The following is a 19,160-nucleotide window of genomic DNA, read 5'->3' on the forward strand; positions in this document are numbered from 1 at the left end:
GTAGTGGTTGAAGCAGCAACGATTCTTGAAGCCACAACCAAAAGTCGGAACGATGTTGTACCTTTGGGGTACCAAAAACTATTCTTTCGGCACCCTACTGGCTCCGGCCGGTGGGGTGTTTTTGGTTTTAACGCCAGTAAGGTTACCTTACTCGTTGTACCACTTGGTAAGCTCTCATGGCTTCTGAAATTGTTGACCTTTTTGTGCAGGCTATGCGCACGCACATGGATCAGAGCCTGCAAGCCACTCCCGATACGCATGCGGTTTTACTGCGCCGGCTGTTGCCCGTGGTGGACGCTATTTTAGTGTACGAGCCCTACACCATTGTACCCGTTAAGGTAACCTGGGCCGACGCGGTGGCCCTGGAAGCCCGCTGGCGCAACGGCCGTTCCTTAACGGTAGCTACTCGCTGCGACGATGCCTCGCCCGACTCCCGCCTCACCCTTTTCAAATACAACGAGGTGAGCATGTCCGTCTCTGTATCGCACGAGCAGCTCTTGCCTTCCGTAGACCTCTGCCTGCGCAAAGCCACCAGCCAGGCCACCGACTTTTTCTCTTAATACCAACGGACGCCTCCTCTGCCCCGATACCTCCGGCCAGATGTAAAGCAGAACGCCCCATAGCTATTGAAGCTACGGGGCGTTTCCGTTGGAGGTGACGAGCGGATTCGAACCGCTGTAGGAGGTTTTGCAGACCTCTACCTAGCCTCTCGGTCACGTCACCAGATTAGGCCTTGGGGCCGCAAACATACAGCTTCCTTTCGCTTTTGCCAAAACAAAACCCTGCGGCATGCCCCATCTAGGTGGTAAGGCGTTGGCATTGTGCAGGAAATATCGTTGGCAAAAAGCTTCTTTAACAAAAAGCCCCCGACCAAACGGCCGGGGGCTCCTGTTGCTAAAAGTTAGAAGCTCGGCGAATTACGCTTTGTCTTCCTTCTTCTCGTCAGCCTTGTCGTCCGACGAAGTCAGGTCCTTCACCTTGTCGGTGATGGTGTCTACTACATCGCCAGCCACCTCTTTCGCTTTTTCGAAAGCGGCCGAGTGCGTGGCAGCTTCTACTACGTCGCCGGCAACTTCCTTAGCCTTGTCGATAGCGGCCGAAGCAGCACCGGTTACAGCGGCAATGATGCCACCTTCCGAAGCTTCTTCCGTGGCTTCGTCGGCTTTGCCAGCCTTCGGAGCACGGTCGGTCAACTTCTGCTCGGCATCGGCGCGCTCCGTGCCCATCAGCTTGTCGCGCAGGGCGCTCAAAGCGTCGAGGTCACCGAGGGTCGACTTCTCAGCGGTCTGGTTTTTCTTCAGGTCGCTGATTTTGCCTTCGCCAGCGGCACCGGCAGCACCAGCGGCCGGCTTCTTCTTGGCGAACTTCGAAGCGCGGTTGCCTTCTTCCTCTTGCTGGCTGAAGGTACCCGTGTGCGACAGCACGATGCGACGGTCGTCTTTCGAGAATTCAACCACTTTGAAGTCGAGCGACTCGCCTACTTCCGGCTGCGAACCATCCTCCTTGGTCAACGACTTCGGGTAAGCGAAACCTTCGATGCCGTACGGCAGCTCCAGTACGGCACCACGGTCCGATTTCTCGGTGATGGTAGCGCGGTGGGTCGAGCCGGCGGTGAATACCGTCTGGAACGTATCCCAGGGGTTTTCCTCCAGCTGCTTGTGGCCCAGGGCCAGGCGGCGGTTCTGCACGTCCAGTTCGAGAACCAGCACGTCCAGACGGTCACCAACCTTCACCATTTCCGAAGGATGCTTCACCTTCTTGGTCCACGACAGGTCCGACACGTGCACGAGGCCGTCAACACCTTCTTCCAGTTCTACGAACAGGCCGAAGTTGGTCAGGTTACGCACGAGGCCGTTGTGCTTGGTGCCCACGGCGTACTTAGCGGCAAATTCGCCACGGGTCCAGGGGTCTTCGCTCAACTGCTTGATGCCAAGGCTCATCTTGCGGTCTTCGCGGTCGAGGGTCAGAATCTGCGCCTCTACTACGTCGCCCTGCTTGATGAAGTCCTGCGGGTTGCGCAGGTGCTGGCTCCACGACATTTCCGAAACGTGGATCAGGCCTTCTACGCCAGGTACGATTTCCATGAACGCACCGTAGTCGGCCACGTTCACGATGCGACCCTGCACTTTCGAGCCGGGCTGCAGGTCCTGGGGCAGCGAATCCCATGGGTGCGGGGTCAGCTGCTTCAGGCCCAACGAAATACGCTTCTTGGCTTCGTCGAAGTCCAGAACAACCACGTTGAGTTTCTGGTCGAGCTGCAACACTTCGCTCGGGTGGGCAATGCGGCCCCACGAGATGTCGGTGATGTGCAGCAGGCCGTCTACGCCGCCGAGGTCGATGAACACGCCGAAGTTGGTCATGTTCTTGATAACGCCCTCCAGGATCTGGCCTTTCTCCAGGTTGTTGAGGATGGCTTCGCGCTGCTTCTCGAGGTCTTTCTCGATCAGGACTTTGTGCGAAACTACCACGTTGTCGAAAGCGGCGTTGATTTTCACCACTTTCACTTCCATACGACGACCCACGTAGATGTCGAAGTCGCGGATGGGCTTCACGTCGATCTGCGAGCCGGGCAGGAAGGCTTCTACGCCGTCCAGTTCCATGATCAGCCCGCCCTTGGTGCGGCGCTTAACCACGCCTTCCAGGATGTTATCGAACTCCAGGGCATCGTAGATGGCCTTCCAAGCTTGCTTGATCTTGGCCTTCTTGCGCGAGAGGATCAGCTGACCGTTCGCGTCTTCCTGGTCTTCGATGAATACTTCTACTTCGTCACCGGGCTTGAGGTCGGCGAGGTCGCGGAATTCCGAGCGCGGAACCAGACCATCCGACTTAAAGCCGATGTTCACGATTACGTCGCGTTCGTTAACCGACACAACCGTGCCTTTTACAACCTGCTCCTCCTCTACCGTGGTGAGGGTGCCTGCGTACATTTCTTCGAGACGGGCACGCTCCTCTTTCGAGTAGTTACCGCCGAAGCTGTTGGCTTCGAGGTTGTCCCAATCGAAGTTGTCTTGCAAATCTGCCATGATATTCTGCAGCGGCCCTGAATGTACACGTCCGGTGCAGGGCCCACCTCCGGAACGCGTTTTTTATTGATTACCAGCGCCGAAGCCCCGGGTCCGCCACCTTGGCGGGCCGCAAAGATAAGGGTTTGGGCTGAGGAAAGGAAGAGCGCGGTAAGGGCTTTACCGAACGGCCCTGTACTTCTCCGCCAAGCACCTGAGTCCTTCGGCACAAAGGGCTAAATCACGGTCTTGCAAGCGGGTTGCTTCTAGAGCGGCGTTCAGCGCGTGTAGATTCAGCAATGCCGTTAGCCTGCTCGTATCCTGCGCGGCAATGGCCGCTGCCGCTTCTTGCTTATCCTGTTGCCAACAGTCTGCCTCAACTACCTTGGTTATTCGGCCATAAAAACGATTCCAGAATGAGTTGGCCGCTTTTTCGGTGTGCCGACGTGAACTGTGTTCCTGGAGCCAGTCGTACAGCATGGACAGCCTTTCCACATCGTTTTGCTCGATCATAATGATAAACTTATCCGCGACTGCCGTTATGCTGAAATTCCAGCCACACCAAAAGCTTGGAGTATGCGGGCTGTGTAAACTGGTCAAAAAAATTCGTCTGGCAAATTCAAATACTCATCGGGAGAAGCAAATGCTTCATCCCCCGAAAAAGCAAATCTCATCTTTGCGCAGTACAGAGCACTACAACTTGTCCGTTGCTTGCCTAGTACACTTCAGCTCATTCTTTCCACACCCACACCCAGGTTATGAGCTACATCAAAACGGGCCAGGATGCCCAAGGCAACGACGTAAACATCTTTTATCAAGACTGGGGCCAGGGTGACCCGGTAGTACTCATCCACGGCTGGCCCGCCGACCACCAAATGTGGGAGCATCAGTCGCATGCGTTGGCGCATTACGGCAAGCGCGCTATTGCCTACGACCGCCGCGGCTTCGGCAAGTCGGACAAGCCGTGGGGCAAATACGATTACGACACGCTGGCTGCTGACCTTAATGCCATACTGGAAGGCCTGAACCTGCAGAACGTAACGCTGGTAGGCTTTTCAATGGGCGGCGGCGAAGTAGCTCGCTACATGAGCAAATACGGCGGCGCCCGCGTGAGCAAAGTGGCGTTGGTCGCGGCGGTAACGCCGTACCTGCTGAAAACCGACGACAACCCCGACGGCGTGCCGAAGGAAGAATTCGACAAGATGGTGGAAGGCCTGCGCAAAGACCGCCCCGACTTCCTCCAGAGCTTCGGCAAGAAGTTCTACGGCGTGGGCGTAATGAGCCATCCTGTAAGCCAGGCCACGCTGGACTGGATGCAGATGCTGTGCCTGCAAGGCTCACCGCATGCTACCGAAGAGTGCGTGCGGGCATTCAGCGAAACCGATTTTCGGCAGGATGTAAAGAGCATCAACGTGCCCACGCTCATCATTCACGGCAGTAAGGACGAGACTGTGCCGATCAAATCCAGCGGCGACCATACAGCCAAACTGCTGCCACAAGCAACCTACATTACTTACGACGGCGAGCCGCACGGCCTCTTCGCTACTGCCGATGGCAAAGACCGACTGACCAAAGACTTGCTCAGCTTCATTGGCGGTTCTACAGTTCCTTCCCCAGCCACTGCCGACGCTTCGGGTAGCTACCAGGGACAATAAAAACCTTACATATCGAAACGCAAAGAGGCCCCGGCTGCGCAGCCGGGGCCTCTTTGCGTTTCGATTTAGGCTGTTCGCTGCTTACGCGGCGCGGCCCATCTGGCGTAGGAAGGCTACGTGCGAGGCAATGGCGTAACGCATACGGGGAAATTCGTTGTAAGTCACGTTGAACTCCTGGCAGGCCTGCTTGATGATTTTGCTGAGGGCCGGGTAATGCACGTGCGAAATCTTCGGGAACAAGTGGTGCTCTACCTGGAAGTTCAGGCCGCCCAGCAGCCACGTTACCACCTTGTTATTAGTGGCGAAATTGGCCGTGGTCTTGATCTGGTGAATGGCCCACTCGTCTTCCAGCTTGTTGGTGGTGGCGTGGGGAATCGGAAATTCGGCTTCTTCTACGGTGTGAGCCAACTGGAATACCAGGCTCAGCGAGAAGCCGGCCACGGTGGCAAAAATCAGGAAGCCGATGATCCAGCTGGTAAAGCCCACCATGTAAATGGGCAGGGCCACGAACAAACCGGCGTAGAGCAGCTTAAAGCCCCAGAACACCAGTTGGTCGCTCATTTCCATTTTCTTAATGGGCACCGTGCCGATAGAGCCTTTGAAATACTTCTGGTAATCCATGATGGTAATCCAAGCCAGGTACAGCATGGAGTAAAGAAACCAGAAGTAGTAATGCTGGTAGCGGTGAAGTTTGTAGCGCTTTTGGGTAGCACTCAGACGCATCCAGGGTTGCACGTCAATGTCGTCGTCTACGCCGTCGATGTTGGTGTACATGTGGTGGATGAGGTTGTGCTTCATATTCCACATGAAAGAGTTGCCGCCCATTACGTTTAGCGAAAACGCCGCGGCCTGGTTCAGCCATTTGTGCTGCGAAAACGAGCCGTGGGCACCATCGTGCATCACGTTAAAGCCGATGGCCGCGCCTACGCCACCCATCAGAATGCACTCCAACACAGCCCAGATGGCGGGCGGCGTGAAGAACACTAAGTGAATGTAGAGGCCTACCAAGCCCGCAGTAAGCAAGGCAGCTTTGGTAAACAGGGTGGCGTTGCCGGTCGTCGGCTTGCCAGTTTCTTCGAAGTAAGCGCCTATGCGGCGCTTGAGTTCGGCGTGAAAGGATTCGGCCTGCTTAACGGCGGCAAACTTGGGTACTGACATGCAATAAGGGAAAACAAACGGGGCGCAAAGGTAGAAACACTTTGCGCCCCGCTGGAGGTGTAGTTTCAGAGTATTTCGAGGGCAACCTGTCTAGTACAACATACGCAGCCGAGCTTCGTTCGGTCGCGGACCGAAATAAAAAAACAGCAAGGCTACGGGGGCCCTGCTGTCGTCAGTTGAGATACGCGTGCCACGTATGGTCGATGGTGCCAGCCGAAAGCTTGAGAAAACCGGCCAACGTGGGTTTTTTGGGCTTTTGCCTGACGGTGAGGCCAGCTTCCTCGGGGGTTCGGTGGCCCTTAGAATGGTTGCAGCGGGCGCAGGCGGTAAGCAAATTAGCCCAGCTCGAGTCGCCGCCGCGGGAACGGGGCAGCACGTGGTCGAGGGTCAGATTTTTGGTAGAGCCGCAGTACTGGCACTCGAAATGGTCGCGCTTCATCACGTTGTGGCGGCTCAGGGCAATGCCTTTGTAGGGCACGCGCACGTAGCGCTGCAAGCGAATGATGCTGGGCCTGGGGTAAGCCCGCGACACGGTGCGCAGAAATGCACCTTCCTTGTTCGCTACTAATTCGGCTTTGTCGAGGTACAGGAGCACGAAAGCTTTCTGCACGCTGCAAAGGGTAATGGCGGAGTAGTCGCCATTCAACACGAGCACTTTCTGATCCATACGGGCGGGGCGTAAGCAACCGGAACTAGCGGTAAGCTAGCTGATTCCGGCTGTTTACGCAACTGCGAAGCCCTAGGGTTGGTTCACCGATTTCGTGTCCGGCGGCTGGTTCTTTTTCCGCATGAGCCGGGCGCCGGCTATAAAAGCCGGACCGGGCATCAGCTAAGGTATTGGCACCACAACTTGGAGCCGTAGCACAACGCTATTCCGAAGCAGCTGTATTCCCTCTGCCTTACTCCGGGAGCAGGCGCTTAATGAGGCGCAGCTTATGGGTGTACTTCTGGCGCTGGCGGTTGTAAATGCCGTTGTGGTCGAGGGGGTCGATGCGGACTTCGCCGCTGGCGTGGAGGATCTGCTGGTCGTCGAGCAGCATGCCCACGTGTACAATGTTGCCCTCGGCGTTATCGAAGAAAGCCAGGTCGCCGGGCTGGGTTTGGGCCACGAAGTGCACGGGGCGGCCGTGGTCGATTTGCTGGCGTGCGTCGCGCGGGAGCTGCTGGCCAATGAGGCCATAAAGCTGCTGCATGAGGCCCGAGCAATCGATACCGAACAAGGTTTTGCCGCCCCACAAGTACGGCGACTTCAGAAACAGCTGCCCGGCTTTTACCAGCAGCGCCTGTCGCTTGTCGGTGGGGCCGTGCAGGCCGTGGCCGTTCAGCGGGTTGGTAGCGGCGCCGTTGTAGAAGTAGGTTTCGGAACCCAGACGCAGGCTCATGCCATCGAAAAACGGCAGGCGGGCGCCAATGCTGATGGGAATGCGCACATCCGTATTGCTCACGATTTGCACCAGATCGAGGCTGCGCGGGTGGTCCTGGGCGCTCCAGTCGGCCAGGTATTCGGCCGAAACGGGCAGGTGCTGCTTGGCGTCGATCCAGCCCACGTACTGATCGGCGGCGAGGCGCACCTGCAGCCAGTTGCCCTGCGCAAGCAAAATGCTGTAGCACTCGCCAAAAATCAGCTGGGTGACGATTTCGGCTTTATCGGTGGGTTCGGCGCGCACCGGCACGACGCTTAGGGCGCAAATTCCGTGTTCCAAGGGGTGTAAGCTAGGATAAATCAGGCTGCAAGGTACGCAAGGACAGTGGCGCAAACGTACTCTTGTTGGCGTGCAGTGCTGCTCCGTATTTCTCTTCTGCAGCGAGGGAATTTGCTGACTTCACGGATCAGCACGCTGGACGTTGCGACATTTCCCGGCCTAAGAGGCAGGAAGGGCCAGGGAAATAACGTCAGCAATGATTATCAACCACCCCCGTTGCCGCTTTAGCGGCAACATCCCCTCCTCATCTGAGGAGGGGATGTTGGTAATTCTAGTATTGGGCGCGGTCCATTTCGCGTTTCTGGTCCTTGGCTTTAATGTCTTCGCGCTTATCGAAGAGCTTTTTACCCTTGGCCAAAGCTATTTCCACCTTGGCGAAGCCCCGCTCGCTGATGAACATGCGGGTGGGGATAATGGTGAGGCCCTGCTCCTGGCTTTTGTCGTGGAGCTGGCGCATCTCCTTTTTGGTGAGCAGCAACTGGCGCGGACGCGTAGGCTCGTGGTTGTTATAGGTGCCGAGCGTGTACTGGGCAATGGTTACGCCGTGCAGCCAAAGCGTCCCATTCGAGTTGAAGACGCAGTAACCCTCGGTGATGTTAGCGTTGCCCACGCGCAGGCTCTTGATTTCGGTGCCCACGAGCACCATGCCGGCGGTGTACTTAACGAGGAACGAGTATTCGTAGCCGGCGCGGCGGTTCTGGATGTTGACGTTACGCGGGGCGGTTTCTTTGGCTTTGGCCATGGGTTCGGGAGTGGCAGCGGAAGGCTACATACGCAGATGCGGGCCTTGCTGACTGGGTTTTCGGGTAGGCTAGTTGAGCCGGGGCGTGACGGTACGTAATTCCGCAAACCGGGCTTCCAGCTTCTGCTTGTTTACGATGCGCTGGCCGGTGCGGCCGGTAGCCACCAGCCGCTCGCCCACGCGGGCTTCTACGATGCAGGTTAGCTCGCGGCCGGCTAGGGAGGCAAAGGTAGCAGTCAGGAGCACGGTTTCACCCGCGAAGGCGGGCGCGTGGTGCTGCACCTGCAGCATGGTCCCGATGCCCTCCTCCCCTGCTTCGCGCATTTGCAGCACGAACAGGCGGCCAGCCCACTCCATTTCGCGGGCCAGGGCGAAGGTGCTGAGTACCGGGTGCACGAGGCCGCCGCCGGCTTCGAAAGCGGCAAAGTCGGCGGGCACGACGGTGTAGCGGTGGGTTTGCTGGTCACCGGGTCGGAAGGGGTTGGTCATATTCTCAGTTCGTCCTGCTGAGCGAGGTCGAAGCAGCTCTACCGCTTCGTTGGGCAGGAGCTGGTCATTCCTTCGGCTCATTTCACTTCCTTTTTGATTTTGGCACCAAAGACAATACAATGACTTCCTCCGCCAATAACTCCGTCGGCATTTCATCATAGGAATCGAAGTGAGCTTTGATCAAGCTGCCTTGTTCTTCAAACCATAGCTCCTCTATCACATTCTGAGCACGGAAACGGGCAAAGGACATTTCCTGTATCCCGGTGAACTGAATTTCTATTAAACAATCGGTAGCGTCCTGATGCACATTCCGGGTGGCCCACGCCTTGTAGGGGTCAATGACGAAGGTGACGGAATAGCGTCCGGTTACATGTGTTTCAAAAATGACTTTGACGATTTCAGCCCCGTGAAATACGGGCCAATAGCCGAAATGCTGATGTAAAATTTCCGAGTTTACAACGCGGTTCATAGCTGGGTAATCTTCATCTGTCAGCATTTATCAAGTATAAAATGAGCAAAACTCTTTTAACCAATTAACGATGAGTCAAGGAAGCGGTAGAAATACTTGGCTTACGCCTTCCTTTGGTTCGGCTGCGCTCAACATGACCGTTCTTCTCTCGTAGCCCATTACCCCAACTTCAGCCGCGGATCCGGACTCGCCAGCTGCGTGGCAAAATCCCCCGCCTCGTACTGAAAATGGGCGGCCATGGCAATCATGCCGGCGTTATCGGTGCAGTACTGGAAGGCGGGAATGAATACCTGCCAGCCCAGCTCGTCGGCCAGGCGTTGCAGCTCGGCGCGCAGGCCGGAATTGGCCGCTACGCCGCCGGCAATGGCAATTTGCGTGAGACCGTGTTCCTGCACGGCGCGGCGCAGCTGGCGCATCAGGGTTTGAATGATGGTATGCTGGATGCTGGCGCAGAGGTCGGGCAGGTTTTCCGGGATGAACTGCGGGTTTTGCTGGGTTTGCTGACGCAGGAAGTACATAACGGCGGTTTTCACGCCGCTGAAGGAGAAGTCGTAGCCGGGCATCTGGTTCACGGGGAACGGGAAGTGCAGCGGGTTGCCCTGCTGGGCCAGCTTATCGAGGCGGGGGCCGCCGGGGTACGGCAGGCCGAGCAGCTTGGCGGTTTTGTCGAAGGCTTCGCCGGCGGCGTCGTCCATGGTCTGGCCAATGATTCCCATGTCCAGAGCGCTGCGCACAATTACCAGCTGGGTATGGCCGCCGCTTACCGTGAGGCACAGAAACGGGAAGGCCGGGCGCGGCTCCTCAATGAAGTGCGCCAGAATGTGTGCCCGCATGTGATTCACGCCGATGAGCGGTTTGCCCAGGGCCAGCGCAAAACTTTTGGCGAACATGCCGCCCACTAATAAGGAGCCCAGCAGGCCGGGGCCTTGGGTAAACGCCACGGCGTCGAGGTCGTTTTTAGCGACGCCGGCTTGCTGAAGCGCGGCTTGCACCACCGGCAGCAAATGCTGCTGATGCGCCCGCGAGGCCAATTCGGGCACCACGCCGCCGTATTGTTCGTGAACTTGCTGGCCGGCCACCACATTGGCCAGAATCTTGCCCCCGGCCATAATGGCGGCGCCCGTGTCGTCGCACGACGATTCAATGGCGAGAATCAGCGGATGCTTTGCGGGGTATTCCATTGGTTTTGAAGTTGACTTGCGCGTCGAAGTGCGGGCAGTTAGCTTTTTTTGCAGAAATTCCGTCGTTCCAGTATGTACAGGCATCCTGTGAAGCGGCGTTTACGTCTTGCTGCTGGGCCGATTGCCGTTGGCCCAACCGTTTTCCTTCCCTCCCGACAACCGCGTGCAAGTTATAAAGGCCATTCTGAAGGTGTTGCTAGGGCTGCTGGTCCTGCTCGGCTTGGTGCTGGGCGCGGCGGTGCTGGCGTTGCGCGTTCCGGCCGTACAAACGAGCGTAGCGCGCAAAACGGCCGCTATTTTGTCGGAGAAGTTAGGCCACGAGGTAACCATTGGCCGGGTGGATGTTCGGCCTTTCACCCGCGTGGTGCTCGACCAGGTGCACGTGCTGGACCGGGCCGGCAACGAGCTGTTCCACATCGGGCGTACCGAGGCCGACATCAGTGTTTTCTCCATTTTTTCGCCCAACAAGCTCTACATCAGCAAAGCTACGCTCACCGAGCCGCGCTTTGCTTTGATTACCTACGCCAACCAGCCCGATTCTACTAACCTCACGCAGTTTATAGGGGCGGTTAAAAAACTCATCGGCGCCCCCGATACCACCGCTACCAAGAAGCCCTTCGATTTCAAGATTGAAGCCGTGGACCTGCGTAATGCCCGGTTCGTGCTCGATCGACAAAACGTGCGCAAGGAGCCGTACTACGGCAAATTCATGGATTACGCGCACATGGACATCGACAGCATCTACGCCAATCTGTCGGAAATCTGGTTTCGCGGCGACACTGTGCACGCCCGCATTGCCGACATGCGCGCCGTGGACCGACCCTCGAAAACCCGCCTGCGGGAGTTGTCGGCAGACATGACCTACGCTTCCAAATTCTGGGAATTCGACCAGCTGGATTTGCACGTGGGCCGCAGCCACCTCAGCAACTACCTGAAGTTCGAGTACCAGCACTTCCTAAACTTTACCGATTTCAACGATTCGGTGAAGGTTACGGCGCGCCTGAAACCGAGCCGCGTGTACTCCGACGACATTGCCCAGTTTGCGCCGCAGCTGGAAGGCTGGAACGAACAGGTGCTCATATCGGGCGAGGCGAAGGGCTACGTGCGCAATTTCGCAGCGAAAAACCTAGACGTGCGCTACAGCAACGGCGGCACCCGCATCATTGGCAACATCTCTGCCGAGGGCCTGCCCGAGTGGAAGGAAACCTTTGCCGAACTGCGCCTGCGCCCCGGCACCGTACTGAACCCCAAAGACCTGCAGCCCATTCTGCCGGCCAGCGTGTACCCGTATTTTCAGCGCCTCGGCACGGTGCAGCTGAACGGACAGTTCCTGGGCTTTTACAATGACTTTGTGGCCAACGGCGACTTCCGCACCAAGCTCGGCAACCTCACGTCCGACGTTAACCTGAAGTTCAAGAACGACGCCCGCTTTTCCAGCTACGCGGGTACGGTACGCACCAGCAACTTCCAGCTGGGCAAGCTCATCGGCGACGAATCGGTGGTGCGCGACGTGGCTGTGAACGGCCGTATTCAGGGCCAAGGCTTCACGCCCGAAGGCGCCCGCGCCCGCATGACGGCCACCATTCCGCACATTTGGGTGAAGGGTTACCGCTACCAGAACATTCAGGTAACGGACGGGCAACTCAGCAAACAGTCTTTCGACGGCAACGTGCGTGTGAACGACCCCAACCTGCAGGTTACCGGCGAGGGCACCATCAGTTTCGGTCGCCAACAGGCTTTCGACGTGGTGGCCGACGTACGCCGTGCCAACCTGCAGGCGCTGGGCATTCTGAACCGGCCGGTGAGCATTTCCACCCAGGCCAACGTGAAGTTTCAGGGCCTTACGCTGGACGCGCTGCTGGGCCGCATTCACCTGCGCGACACCCGCCTAACGGTGCAAAACCGCACCGTGCAGCTCGATACCCTCGATTTGCTGGCCACCCGCCGCAACGGCGAGCGGCTGCTGGCCGTGCGCTCCGATGCCTTTAACCTGCGCGCGGCGGGCAACTTTGAATTCACCCGCGTGATTTCCGACGTGCAGCAGCTGGCCGACGAGTACCTGCTGAACTTCCAGGGCGACGCCGCCGCCACGGCCGCGTACTACCGCCGCAAGCGCCGCCAAACCGTTACCGATTACAGCATTGCCCTGAACCTGTATCTGAAGCGCCCGAACCCGCTGATTCACGTGTTCATGCCGCAGCTCACCGTTAGCGACTCCACCCGCATTGAGGGCTCGTTCCGCAACGGCAACACATCCATTCTCAACTTGAGCGGCACTGTAGCCCGCGTGCAGTACGACAGCATTCGGGCCGACAACGCGGCCTTCGACTTGCTTACCTCCAAGCTCCCTTACTCGCCCGAGGTGCTGGCGCAGGCCAGCGTTACCAGCACGCGGCAGCGCCTGCCGGGCCTGGGTGCCACCGAGCAGTTTTACGTGGAAGGCGTGTGGGACCAGGACAAAATCAACTTCTCGTCGTCGTTGGCCCAAACCGGCACCACCAACCGCGCCCAGATCAACGGCGCCTTGGATTTCCTGCCCGGTGCCGTACAAATCGTCTTTCGCCAATCGGGCGTGAACCTGCTGGGCCGCGACTGGACCATTGCCCAGGACAACGCCATTACCATTCGGGGCGGCGGCCACGAAATCGACGTGCAGAACTTTACCCTTTCGAACGGCGCGCAGCAGGTAAGCGCCGTGGGTCAGGTGTCGGAGGATCCTTCGCGCACGCTGCACCTGCAAGTGAAAGACCTGGAGCTGGCAACCCTTACCAGCCTTACCCGCCAAAACATGACCGGCCGCGTGAATGCCGTGGGCGACGTGCGCGGCGTATTCGGCCAGCTCGTGGCTTCGGCCCGCCTCACGGTCGACTCTTTGTTCTTCGATAAGGTGCTAATTGGCAACGTCACGGGCGTCTCGGACTGGGACAACCGGGCCAGCCGCCTAGGCGTTAACCTGAACGTGGAGCGCGACCGGCTTAACGTGCTGAGCGTGGCTGGCACCATTGCACCCGGCGCGGCGCAGGACCAACTGAATTTGACCGGCGTGTTAAACGACGCACCCATTAAGCTGGCCGAGCCTTTCTTGGCCGGCGTACTTAAAAACCTGGGCGGCACCGGGCGCGGTACCTTGCGCCTGACGGGCAAATTCGCGGCTCCCAGCCTACGCGGCGAAGTAGCGGTGCGCAACGGGCAGCTCACGTTTGCCTATCTGAACACGGTGTACACTTTTGAGGACCGCATTCGGTTTTTTGAGGACCGCATGGTGTTCCGCAACATCCGTCTGCGCGACGTGCTGGGCAACTCCGGCACCCTTGACGGCTCTATTTACCACGAAGGCTTCTCCAACATGCGCCTGGCTCTGAAAGCCAATTTCCGACGCATGCAGGTGCTCAACACCACTCGCCGCGACAACGAGCTGTACTTCGGCACGGCCTTCGCCACCGGCGAAGCCACCGTAAGCGGCCTCACCGACAACCTCGTGGTGAACGTGCGTGCCCGCAGCGAAGCCGGCACCCGCCTCTCCTTGCCCCTCGATAACGCCGCCACCGCTACGCAGGCCAACTACATCCGGTTTGTGAACCGCAATCCGGCTTTGCAGGACACCACGGCCGCCGTCACCGGGCCCGTGCGACCTAAAGTCGACCTATCGGGAATCCTGCTCAATTGCATCTTCGATGTGACGCAGGACGCCTACATGGAGGTGATTCTGGATGAAAATACCGGCGACGTAATTCGCGGTACAGCGGCCGGGCAGCTGCGCCTGAACATTGACACGCGCGGCGACTTCAACATGTACGGCCAGCTGGAAATTGTGCGCGGCGCGTACAATTTTACCCTGCAGGGGCTCGTAAACAAGGAATTTCAGGTGCGACCCGGTGGTACGCTTACTTGGAACGGCAGCCCCCTCGACGGCCAAATGGACGTAACGGCTACCTACACCCAACGCACGCCGCTGGCGCCCATTCTACTGCAACCCACCGACGGCGTCACCAGCACGGGGTACGAAAATGCCACGGCCTCGGTCACGGCCATCATGCACCTGACCGGGGAAATGTTGCTGCCCCGCATTCAGCTGGGCCTGGAGTTTAACGATGCGCCGTCGGCGCTGGAGGCGGAACTAACCTCCTTTCTGTCGAGTATTCGAAACGACGAGCAGGAGCTGAACCGGCAGGTATTCTCGCTGCTGCTGTTCCGACAGCTGTCCACCGTGGGCGGCTTCGGCAACTCGGCCTTGAGCGGCGGCGGCACCGTGCAGAACAGCCTGGGCCAGATTCTCTCCACGCAGCTGGGCCTGCTCACCTCGCAAATCAATCAGAACCTGGAAATCAACTTTAACCTCGACGGAGTAACGGCTGAGGAGTTGCAGCGCCTGCAGGTGCGGCTTAGCTACAGCCTGCTGGAAGGCCGCCTGCGCTTTACCCGGCAGGGCGGCATCAGCAACAACGCTTATAACGACAACCCCACCGGCGCCGCGCAAACGTCGTTGGTAGGCGACCTGAGCCTGGAGTACTTCCTGCGGAAAGACGGACGCTTCCGAGTGCGCCTGCGCTACGAAACTACCCCCCGCGACCTGGGCCTGCAAAACCAGCAGCGGGCCGGCGTCAGCTTTGTGCATACCGAGCAGTTCGACTCCCTCACCGAGCTGTTTGCCCGTAAGCGTCCGCGCCGCCGCGAGGAAGCCGCCCGCAAAGCCCGCGAGCAGCTCACCATCGACGACGACCCGCGCACGGCGCTCTAATCGTTGCTCATTTAACAGCTATCAGCAATCAGCCGGGTGGTGACGCGTAGCCAAGTGCTACCCCGCCCGCCAGAGGTCGACTTGATCAATGTTAAATGATCAATGATAATTGACCTTACCTTTGCCCTTCGATGCCCCAATTCCGCCCCACCCGTAAGAAGAAGCTTGGCAGTTATCCGCACACCATGGTGGTGTTCAGCATTACGCTGGCGCTGCTGGTTATTGGCTTGTTCGGAATGCTGCTGGTGCACGCGCACAAGCTTTCGGAAGCGGTAAAGGAAAACCTGGAAGTGCAGGTGTACCTGGAGCGCAACCTGCCCGAAACCCAACTGCTGGCCCTGCAACGCACGTTCGCCCAGAAACCCTACGTGGCATTTAAGGACAACCAGCCCCAGGTGCGTTTCCTCTCGAAGGAAGAAGGGGCGCAGGAATTCGTACAGCTCACCGGCGACGATTTTCAGCAGTTTTTGGGCGACAACCCCCTGCGCGACGCCTATATTCTGAAAATTAACTCCGAGTACGCCGACGTAAACCAACTGCGCGCCGTGAACAAGGATTTGAAGCAGCTGCCAGGAGTGTTCGAGGTAACATCGGTAGAGGAGAACTTCATTGCCGACGTGAACAGCAACCTGCGCCGCATTAGCCTGGTGCTGCTGGGTTTTGCCCTGCTGCTCACCACGGTGGTCGTTATCCTGATCAACAACACCATTCGGCTGGCGCTGTTCTCGCAGCGTTTTCTCATTCGCTCCATGCAGCTGGTGGGGGCTACGTCGTGGTTTATTCAGCGCCCGTTTTTGCGCCGCGCTACCTGGCAAGGCTTGGCCAGTGGCGTATTAGCCAGCCTTATTCTGCTGGCGCTACTGCAATGGTCGTACCTGCAAATCAGCGAAATACGGCTGCTGCGCGACGAGCGGCTGGTGGGTGCCGTGCTGGTAGCACTGGTGGTGCTGGGCGGCGTTATTGGTTTTTTCAGCTCGTACCGGGCCGTACGCAAATACCTTCGGATGTCGCTCGATGATTTGTATTGATCGGCACGGACCGGGCAACGCCCGCGCCGCCGTCGGCATCTGACTACTGCTCCTGTTACCTTCGTTCAGCTCTTCGGCTGTTTTACCGCAGCCCATAACGCTTCTTTACTTATGCAACCCACTCGCTTCGCTTTCGGGCCACGCAATTACCGGCTGATGTTTATTGGCTTGGGCGTACTGGCCGCTGGTTTCATTGCCATGTCGCTCGACACGGCCGATTACGGCGAAGGTTTCCTGGGCCTCACCGTGGGTCCATTGCTGTTACTGGCCGGCTTTATCATCGAGTTCTTCGCCATTATGGCCCGCTCGGGCAACGCCGATGCGGCCCCTAGCGCCCCCGCCTCGGGCCAGCCTTTAACGGGTGCGCCCGTTGCCGGGCCGGCAGCCACGCCGCCGGCTACGCCCACCCAACCTACCTTCCAGCGCCGCTAGCCGATGAGTTATTGGCACGCGTTTTTGCTGGCAATTGTAGAGGGCCTTACCGAGTTTTTGCCCGTTTCCAGCACCGGGCACATGATTATTGCTTCGGCATTGGTTGGCATCGAGCCCACGCCCTTCACCAAACTGTATAGCGTAGTTATTCAGCTCGGCGCAATTGCATCGGTGTTCGTGGTGTACTGGCGCCGTTTTTTTCAGAGCGTTAATTTTTACCTGAAGCTTATCGTAGGCTCCCTGCCCGTCATCGTAGTGGGCCTCGCCCTCGACGATTTTATCGATCAGCTGTTGGGCTCGGTGGCGGTTATTGCCACGGCGCTGCTGCTGGGCGGCATTGTGCTAACCTTCATCGATAAGTGGCTGCCCCAAACCCCGAGCGAGGAAGGCGGCCACCCCGTAACCACGCCCAGCTACCGGCAGTCGTTCATCATTGGGGTGTTTCAGTGCCTGGCGGTGCTGCTGCCCGGTACCAGCCGTTCGGCCGCTACCATTATCGGGGGCCTTACCCAGCGGCTCACCCGGCAGTCGGCCGCCGAGTTTTCGTTTTTCCTGGCTTTGCCCGCCATGGCCGGCGCCACGGTGCTGAAGGTGTACAAGAACTTTCACCTGATTCGGACCGAGGACATCAAAATCATTCTGTTCGGCAACGCCGTGGCGTTTATCGTGGCCTTGCTGGCCATTCGGCTGTTCGTGGGCTTTGTGTCGCGCTATGGTTTCCGCGTCTTTGGCATTTACCGCATCATCGTGGGCGGCATTCTGCTCCTGATGCTGGCTTTGGGCATTGATTTGCGCCTGATATGAACCCCAATTCGCCCAACAAGCACCCGCAACCCGAAGCCGACCCCGGCGAAGTACTGCTGGTAGACAAACCCCTGACGTGGACTTCGTTTGACGTGGTGCGGAAGGTAAAGAACACGCTGCGGCCCAAAAAAATCGGGCACGCCGGCACCCTCGATCCGCTGGCTACCGGCCTGCTCGTTCTCTGCACCGGCCGCCAAACCAAGAGCATCGACCAGATTCAGGCCCAGGAGAAGGAGTATACCGGCATTTTCCGGCTGGGCCAAACCACGCCCTCGTACGACCTCGAGACCGAAGTTGGCGAAGAAAAGCCCTGGCAGCACCTAACGCCGGCCGACTTGCAGGCCGCCGCCGCCCGGCTCACGGGCCGCATTGAGCAGACGCCGCCGCTGTTTTCGGCCGTGAAAATCAACGGGGAACGGGCCTACGAAGTAGCGCGCCGCGGCGACACGGCCGAAATCAAAAGCAAGCTGGTCGACATCAAAGCCTTCGAGCTGCCTGAAGTCCACGGGGCCGACGTGCATTTTCGCATCGTGTGCTCAAAGGGCACCTACGTGCGCAGCCTCGCCCGCGACTTTGGCGAGTTGATCGGCTGCGGCGCCCACCTCACCAAGCTCGTGCGTACCCGCATTGGGGAGTACCGCCTGGAAAACGCCCTGACAATGGCCGACATCGAAGCCCGCCGCTCGCCCCGCCCCGAAGGCGAAGCCGAACGGCCGCGCCGCGTGCGGGAACCACGGCCCGAAACCCGCGCCGGCCTGCGAAACTTTGAGGCGTCGCGGCCGGAGTCATCCGCCACCGAATAGATCCATTGCTCGTCGTATGCGCTTCGTTTGCTTGCTGTGGGTGTTGCTTTGGGGGCTGAACGGCCCGGCACGTGCCCAAACCCCGGCGCTGCCCGCCAACCCCACAGACCCGCACAAGGCGAAGTTTTTCACGTACGACGTCGCGAATTTTTGGCGCGCCTACGATGCGTGGCGCGCTGGCCAGCCCGGCAACCCGTTCGCGGAGCTATATGTGAAGCTCGCCAGCCCTGGCGCAAAGATTCTGCTCGAGAAAAGCGACCTTGCCCATCCCGATTCGCTGCTACGGGTGGTGCAGCGCCGCAGCGCCGATTACGAGCGGGTACGCGCCGCCAGCCTGCGCATGGGCGCAGCCATTCCCGAATGCCGCAAGAGTTACGCGGCGCTGAAGAAGCTGTACCCAGCCGCCACGTTCCCGCCCGTCTACTTCGCCATCGGGGGCTTTTTGGTGGGCGGCAATGCCGTGCCCGCCGCGCAGATTATTGGGGCGGAGATGAACGAACCGGCCAATATTCCGCCCTTGGTAGCCCACGAACTGATTCACGTGCAGCAACACATACCGTACACGTATAAAATTCTGCTGGAGCAGTGTATCATCGAAGGCAGCGCAGACTTTCTGGCCGAATTGATTTCGGGTAAACCGGCGGGCGGAGCAGCTTACGATTACGCCCGCGGCCGCGAAAAGCAACTCTGGCAAGAGTTTGAGCGCGACCAGAACCTGGGCGAAAACGACAGCTTCGCCCTGTGGCTCTACGGCGGCGAGCGGCCCGCTGGTCGCCCCGCCGATTTGGGCTACGTCATTGGCTACCAAATCACAAAAGCCTACTACGATGGCGCCTCCGACAAGCGCCAGGCCGTATACGATATCCTGCACATCCAAGATTGCCGCGAATTTTTGCGCCGAAGCGGCTACGCCGCGCGGTTCAAGTAATCCCTCCTTTCCGTTTCTCTCTCCGCCC

Annotated in this window: 17 protein-coding genes and 1 tRNA gene; 8 read left to right on the forward strand and 10 right to left on the reverse strand. The window is 58.7% G+C overall.

The features are described 5' to 3' along the window. Nucleotides 1-176 precede the first annotated feature (176 nt). Nucleotides 177-560, forward strand: a complete 384-nt coding sequence (locus ABD903_RS03555; RefSeq protein ID WP_345221469.1) for a hypothetical protein — start codon at nt 177-179, stop codon at nt 558-560. An 89-nt stretch (nt 561-649) separates the two neighbouring features. Here ABD903_RS03555 and ABD903_RS03560 read toward each other — a convergent pair. From ABD903_RS03560 to ABD903_RS03570, 3 genes are all read right to left on the reverse strand, one after another. Further along, nucleotides 650-723 (reverse strand) — tRNA-Cys (locus tag ABD903_RS03560). A 194-nt stretch (nt 724-917) separates the two neighbouring features. After that, nucleotides 918-3,023 carry a 30S ribosomal protein S1 gene (gene rpsA, locus ABD903_RS03565; RefSeq protein ID WP_345221471.1) on the reverse strand — a complete coding sequence of 702 codons (2,106 nt, stop codon included), beginning with the start codon at nt 3,021-3,023 and terminating at the stop codon, nt 918-920. Nucleotides 3,024-3,182: 159 nt separating this feature from the next. Continuing rightward, on the reverse strand, nt 3,183-3,515 hold the full coding sequence (locus tag ABD903_RS03570) for a hypothetical protein (protein WP_345221472.1): 333 nt from the start codon (nt 3,513-3,515) through the stop codon (nt 3,183-3,185). A gap of 245 nt (nt 3,516-3,760) precedes the next feature. On the opposite strand from ABD903_RS03570, the gene ABD903_RS03575 reads away from it, so the two are divergent. Next, nucleotides 3,761-4,657: an alpha/beta fold hydrolase gene (locus ABD903_RS03575; protein ID WP_345221474.1), complete on the forward strand. Its 897-nt coding sequence runs from the start codon at nt 3,761-3,763 to the stop codon at nt 4,655-4,657. A gap of 81 nt (nt 4,658-4,738) precedes the next feature. Here ABD903_RS03575 and ABD903_RS03580 read toward each other — a convergent pair whose 3' ends face one another. The 7 genes from ABD903_RS03580 to tsaD all read right to left on the reverse strand — a co-directional run bounded on the left by ABD903_RS03580 (nt 4,739) and on the right by tsaD (nt 10,399). Further along, nucleotides 4,739-5,815: a fatty acid desaturase family protein gene (locus tag ABD903_RS03580; RefSeq protein ID WP_345221476.1), complete on the reverse strand. Its 1,077-nt coding sequence runs from the start codon at nt 5,813-5,815 to the stop codon at nt 4,739-4,741. A gap of 172 nt (nt 5,816-5,987) precedes the next feature. Next, nucleotides 5,988-6,482 carry an HNH endonuclease gene (locus ABD903_RS03585; protein WP_345221478.1) on the reverse strand — a complete coding sequence of 165 codons (495 nt, stop codon included), beginning with the start codon at nt 6,480-6,482 and terminating at the stop codon, nt 5,988-5,990. A 232-nt stretch (nt 6,483-6,714) separates the two neighbouring features. Continuing rightward, on the reverse strand, nt 6,715-7,518 hold the full coding sequence (locus tag ABD903_RS03590) for a C40 family peptidase (protein WP_345221480.1): 804 nt from the start codon (nt 7,516-7,518) through the stop codon (nt 6,715-6,717). Nucleotides 7,519-7,789: 271 nt separating this feature from the next. Further along, nucleotides 7,790-8,260: an SsrA-binding protein SmpB gene (smpB, locus tag ABD903_RS03595; RefSeq protein WP_345221481.1), complete on the reverse strand. Its 471-nt coding sequence runs from the start codon at nt 8,258-8,260 to the stop codon at nt 7,790-7,792. A 69-nt stretch (nt 8,261-8,329) separates the two neighbouring features. After that, the gene (locus ABD903_RS03600; RefSeq protein WP_345221483.1) at nt 8,330-8,749 is read right to left on the reverse strand and encodes a thioesterase family protein; all 420 of its coding nucleotides are present in this window, start codon (nt 8,747-8,749) and stop codon (nt 8,330-8,332) included. A gap of 82 nt (nt 8,750-8,831) precedes the next feature. After that, nucleotides 8,832-9,245, reverse strand: coding sequence for an Imm50 family immunity protein (locus ABD903_RS03605; protein WP_345221485.1), 414 nt, complete (start codon nt 9,243-9,245; stop codon nt 8,832-8,834). A gap of 131 nt (nt 9,246-9,376) precedes the next feature. After that, complete coding sequence (gene tsaD, locus ABD903_RS03610) at nt 9,377-10,399, reverse strand: tRNA (adenosine(37)-N6)-threonylcarbamoyltransferase complex transferase subunit TsaD (protein WP_345221487.1); 1,023 nt, start codon at nt 10,397-10,399, stop codon at nt 9,377-9,379. A 163-nt stretch (nt 10,400-10,562) separates the two neighbouring features. Between tsaD and ABD903_RS03615 the strand changes: the two genes are divergently transcribed. The 6 genes from ABD903_RS03615 to ABD903_RS03640 all read left to right on the forward strand — a co-directional run bounded on the left by ABD903_RS03615 (nt 10,563) and on the right by ABD903_RS03640 (nt 19,132). Then, a complete protein-coding gene (locus tag ABD903_RS03615) occupies nt 10,563-15,137 on the forward strand; it encodes a translocation/assembly module TamB domain-containing protein (protein WP_345221489.1) in 4,575 nt (1,524 codons plus the stop codon). A gap of 131 nt (nt 15,138-15,268) precedes the next feature. Then, nucleotides 15,269-16,165: a cell division protein FtsX gene (locus tag ABD903_RS03620; RefSeq protein WP_345221490.1), complete on the forward strand. Its 897-nt coding sequence runs from the start codon at nt 15,269-15,271 to the stop codon at nt 16,163-16,165. A 111-nt stretch (nt 16,166-16,276) separates the two neighbouring features. Then, nucleotides 16,277-16,597: a DUF3098 domain-containing protein gene (locus ABD903_RS03625; RefSeq protein ID WP_345221492.1), complete on the forward strand. Its 321-nt coding sequence runs from the start codon at nt 16,277-16,279 to the stop codon at nt 16,595-16,597. A gap of 3 nt (nt 16,598-16,600) precedes the next feature. Further along, nucleotides 16,601-17,401 carry an undecaprenyl-diphosphate phosphatase gene (locus ABD903_RS03630; RefSeq protein WP_345221494.1) on the forward strand — a complete coding sequence of 267 codons (801 nt, stop codon included), beginning with the start codon at nt 16,601-16,603 and terminating at the stop codon, nt 17,399-17,401. Next, the gene (truB, locus tag ABD903_RS03635; protein WP_345221496.1) at nt 17,398-18,204 is read left to right on the forward strand and encodes a tRNA pseudouridine(55) synthase TruB; all 807 of its coding nucleotides are present in this window, start codon (nt 17,398-17,400) and stop codon (nt 18,202-18,204) included. The genes ABD903_RS03630 and truB overlap by 4 nt, the downstream gene beginning before the upstream one ends. Nucleotides 18,205-18,220: 16 nt before the next feature. Next, a complete protein-coding gene (locus ABD903_RS03640) occupies nt 18,221-19,132 on the forward strand; it encodes a DUF2268 domain-containing putative Zn-dependent protease (protein WP_345221498.1) in 912 nt (303 codons plus the stop codon). Nucleotides 19,133-19,160 lie beyond the last annotated feature (28 nt).

This window comes from Hymenobacter koreensis (assembly GCF_039541855.1).
GTDB classification, from domain to species: Bacteria; Bacteroidota; Bacteroidia; order Cytophagales; family Hymenobacteraceae; genus Solirubrum; species Solirubrum koreensis.

What these genes read in the sequence shown, in the direction of transcription:
- smpB (WP_345221481.1), bottom strand. Translation starts at nt 8,260, where the DNA reads ATGGCCAAAGCCAAAGAAACCGCCCCGCGTAACGTCAACATCCAGAAC.
- ABD903_RS03630 (WP_345221494.1), top strand. Translation starts at nt 16,601, where the DNA reads ATGAGTTATTGGCACGCGTTTTTGCTGGCAATTGTAGAGGGCCTTACC.
- ABD903_RS03625 (WP_345221492.1), top strand. Translation starts at nt 16,277, where the DNA reads ATGCAACCCACTCGCTTCGCTTTCGGGCCACGCAATTACCGGCTGATG.
- ABD903_RS03620 (WP_345221490.1), top strand. Translation starts at nt 15,269, where the DNA reads ATGCCCCAATTCCGCCCCACCCGTAAGAAGAAGCTTGGCAGTTATCCG.
- ABD903_RS03600 (WP_345221483.1), bottom strand. Translation starts at nt 8,749, where the DNA reads ATGACCAACCCCTTCCGACCCGGTGACCAGCAAACCCACCGCTACACC.
- ABD903_RS03585 (WP_345221478.1), bottom strand. Translation starts at nt 6,482, where the DNA reads ATGGATCAGAAAGTGCTCGTGTTGAATGGCGACTACTCCGCCATTACC.
- ABD903_RS03640 (WP_345221498.1), top strand. Translation starts at nt 18,221, where the DNA reads ATGCGCTTCGTTTGCTTGCTGTGGGTGTTGCTTTGGGGGCTGAACGGC.
- truB (WP_345221496.1), top strand. Translation starts at nt 17,398, where the DNA reads ATGAACCCCAATTCGCCCAACAAGCACCCGCAACCCGAAGCCGACCCC.
- ABD903_RS03575 (WP_345221474.1), top strand. Translation starts at nt 3,761, where the DNA reads ATGAGCTACATCAAAACGGGCCAGGATGCCCAAGGCAACGACGTAAAC.
- ABD903_RS03580 (WP_345221476.1), bottom strand. Translation starts at nt 5,815, where the DNA reads ATGTCAGTACCCAAGTTTGCCGCCGTTAAGCAGGCCGAATCCTTTCAC.
- ABD903_RS03555 (WP_345221469.1), top strand. Translation starts at nt 177, where the DNA reads ATGGCTTCTGAAATTGTTGACCTTTTTGTGCAGGCTATGCGCACGCAC.
- ABD903_RS03570 (WP_345221472.1), bottom strand. Translation starts at nt 3,515, where the DNA reads ATGATCGAGCAAAACGATGTGGAAAGGCTGTCCATGCTGTACGACTGG.
- tsaD (WP_345221487.1), bottom strand. Translation starts at nt 10,399, where the DNA reads ATGGAATACCCCGCAAAGCATCCGCTGATTCTCGCCATTGAATCGTCG.
- rpsA (WP_345221471.1), bottom strand. Translation starts at nt 3,023, where the DNA reads ATGGCAGATTTGCAAGACAACTTCGATTGGGACAACCTCGAAGCCAAC.
- ABD903_RS03605 (WP_345221485.1), bottom strand. Translation starts at nt 9,245, where the DNA reads ATGCTGACAGATGAAGATTACCCAGCTATGAACCGCGTTGTAAACTCG.